3 protein-coding genes are annotated in these 3,424 nt (G+C 71.2%); all 3 read left to right on the top strand.

Features of this window, described 5'->3' with window-relative positions; genetic code table 11:
* The coding region (locus tag AC31A1_RS48845; protein ID WP_489659502.1) for an ATP-dependent DNA ligase at nucleotides 1-927 on the top strand (927 nt) is incomplete at its 5' end.
* A gap of 137 nt (nucleotides 928-1,064) precedes the next feature.
* On the top strand, nucleotides 1,065-1,841 hold the full coding sequence (locus AC31A1_RS48840) for an NPP1 family protein (RefSeq protein WP_489659501.1): 777 nt from the start codon (nucleotides 1,065-1,067) through the stop codon (nucleotides 1,839-1,841).
* Between the two features lie 77 nt (nucleotides 1,842-1,918).
* Nucleotides 1,919-3,424 (top strand): MGH1-like glycoside hydrolase domain-containing protein (locus AC31A1_RS48835; protein ID WP_489659500.1); only part of this gene is annotated, 1,506 nt, incomplete at its 3' end.

Raw genomic sequence — 3,424 nt, 5'->3', positions numbered from 1 at the left:
CTCCCGCCCACCGCCCAGGACCTCCAGTGGGCCTACGAGACCAAGCAGGACGGCCAGCGCGTGCTGGTGTACCTCCCCGGCGACGGCAGCGTCCTCCTGCGCGCCCGCTCCGGCGAGGACATCACCGCCGCCTACCCCGAACTGCTCGCCCTGGGCAGCGAGTTGGGCACCACCCCGGCGATCCTCGACGGCGAGATCCTGGCCCTGGACGAACACGGCCGCGCCGACTTCCAGTTGCTGCAGGGCCGGATGGGCCTGGCCGGGTCGCCGGCGCAGGCTGTGCGCCGAGCCGCCGAAACGCCCGTCCACCTCGTGTTGTTCGACATCCCCCACCTCGGACAGCCGCTCCTCGCCCTCCCCTACGCCCACCGACGCAGCACGCTGGAGCAGCTCGACCTCGACGGCCCGTACTGGTCAACTCCCGCCGCCCTCACCGGACATGGCGCGGAAGCCCTGCGGGCCACCCGCGAACACGGACTCGAAGGCCTCGTCTGCAAGCGGCTGGACTCGGTGTACGAACCCGGGGTCCGTTCCCGCGCCTGGATCAAGATCCGCAATCTGCGCAGCGAGGACGTGCTGGTCGGCGGCTGGGTGCCCGGCAAGGGGCGTCTGACGGGTCTGCCCGGCGCGGTGCTGGTGGGGCAGCGCGCGGCCGGCCGGCTGCGGTACGTCGGCAATGTCGGCACCGGCTGGAGCGAGGCCGAGCGTGCCGAACTCGCCGTACTCCTGCGGGCCGCCGGGACCGGCACGTGCCCCTTCGACCCCGCACCGCCGGTGGCCGGCGCGCGCTGGGTCGTGCCCCGGCTGGTCGGTGAGGTCCGCTACAGCACCCGTACCCGGGCCGGGATGCTGCGCCAGCCGTCCTGGCTGCGGCTGCGCCCGGACCTCGCGCCGGAGGAGTCGGCGGCGGATCTGCCCGAGCGTTAAGGAAGTTGCGTAGATCAAGTATTGGGCGGGTCGTTACCGGAGTGACACCCCTCCCTCTTGGCGCGTACATGGAAAGTCGAGATCATGAAAGCCCTTTCCCTCCATAGCCGTTGGGCTGCACCCAAGAGGAGGACGCAGTGTCGTCCCAGAAGTCCCGCACCCGCCGCGGAAGGTGGCTCGTCGGCCTCGGCGGTGCCGCCGCCCTGGTCATCGCCTTCCCCAGCGCCGCCTTCGCCGCCCCGCCCACCGCGCTTCCCGCGAACGCCGAAGCCGCCGAGCAGACGTATCTGCCCGCCTTCGACTACGACACGGACGGCTGCTACCCGACACCCGCGATCGGCCCCGACGGGACGATCAACGGCGGCCTGAACCCGACGGGTTCGCTCAGCGGCGAGTGCCACGACGCCTCGGACCTCGACAACACCAACAGCTACTCGCGCTACAAGTGCAACAACGGCTGGTGCGCCTACATGTACGGCCTGTACTTCGAGAAGGACCAGGCCGTCGCCAACTCCAGTATCGGCGGCCACCGCAACGACTGGGAACACGTCGTGGTGTGGGTGCAGAACGGCACGATCCAGTACGTGTCGACGTCCAACCACGGTTCGTTCACCGTGCATGCGGCGTCCGACGTCCGTTTCGACGGCACGCACGCCAAGATCGTCTACCACAAGGACGGCATCGGCACGCACGACTTCCGCCTGGCGAACGCGAACGACGAGCCGCCGGAGAACGCCAAGCACACCTGGCAGTACCCGCCGCTCGTCGGCTGGAACGGCTACCCGGCGGGCCTGCGCGACAAGTTGAGCGCGTACGACTTCGGCAGCGCCAACTTCGGGCTCAAGGACGCGAACTTCGCGGCCCACCTCACGTCGGCGGAGCCGTCCGGAATCACGTTCGACCCGGGCGCCTGACCGAAACGTCCAGGGGGCACCATCGTTCTCAGGGCTCCCGGAGTCACCTCGACCCCGGGAGCCCGAGAGGACGGAACGTGCCAGCTGAACGCGGGATCTCGCGGCGGGCTCTCCTGATCGCGCTGGGCATCGCCGGGGCGACGGCGGTCCCGGCGGGTGCGCAGGGCCCGGCTCCCGGGAACGGCTACACCATGCCCACCCTCACCTTCGACGACCAGGCCGTCCAACGCCGCCTCGGCACCGTCTACGCCTCCGCGCTCAGATCCGTGTCCGGCGCCAACACCATCGGCGCCGACCGCGCCGTGTACGACAAGGCGGGCCTGCTCTCCTATCCGCCCGGCACCGTCGTCCGGGCGGGCGGCGGCTATCCCGCGCCGCAGCGCTGGACGCGGGACGCGGCCGTCAACGCGTGGAGCGGGGTGAGCCTGCTCGCGCCTGACGTCGGCCGCAACACCCTGTGGTCCGTGGTCGACCGCACCCGGGACGGGTTCGTCGTCCAGCAGGACAACCAGTGGTGGGACCAGATCGTGTGGGTCCTGGCCGCGCATCACCACTACCTGGTCACCGGCGACCGCGCCTTCCTCACCCGGGCCTACGACACGTCCGCGCACACCCTCGCGGCCCGCCGCGCCCAGCACTTCAACCCGTCGTTCGGCCTCTTCGAGGGCCCCGGCTTCATGAACGACGGCATCTCCGGCTACCCCAGCCCGCCCGCCTCGACGTCCGTCCACTCGTCCTTCGTCCTCGACCACCCGCACGCCGACAAACTGATGTGCCTGTCGACCAACTCCCTTTACTACGGCGCCCATCAGGCCCTCGCCGCCATGTCCGAGGCCCTCGGCCACCCCGTACAGGCCGCCTCGTTCCGCTCGGACGCGGAGCACCTGCGCTCGGCGATCGACCAACACCTGTGGCGCCCGGACGCCGGCACCTACGCCTATCTCGTGCACGGCGAGGGCACCCGTGCCGGACATGTCGACACCTCGCAGGAGGGCGCGGGGCTGGCCCTCGCGATCCTCCTCGGCGTCGCCGAGCCCGAACGCGCTGTCCAGCTCCTCGACTCCACGCACTGGCAGCCGTACGGCATCGTCAACGTCTGGCCGCACTTCCCGCGCTTCGACGACCGGCATCCGGGACGGCACAACGTGATGGTCTGGCCGATGGTCCACGGGCTGTACGGCCAGGCCGCCGCCGACGCGGGCCGCCCCGAGCCGTTCGCCCTCGCCGTCGAGACCCTCGCCGACCTGGTCACGGCGAGCGGCGGCTTCTACGAGCTGTACGACTCCGCGACCGGCGCCGTCGACGGCGGCTGGCAGGGCGGCGCGAGCGGGCACGCCGACCACTTCGTCTCTCAGCCCGACCAGACCTGGTCGGCGACGGCGTATCTCCGCCTGATCCACGACGGCCTGTTCGGCCTGGCCTTCACGGACGACTCGCTACGGCTGAGCCCGTGCCTGCCGTCGAACTGGGGGGCGGTGAGTCTGCGCGGGCTGCCGTACCGGGGCATGACGCTCGACGTGACGCTGAGCGGGGGCGGGAGCCGGGTGCAGTCGTGCACGGTCGACGGGGCGTCGGGCTCACCG

The sequence above is a fragment of the Streptomyces sp. P5F9 genome, from assembly GCF_057961495.1.
Note: the sequence above shows the minus strand (reverse complement) of the source record. Positions and strands in the feature narration are given on the sequence as shown.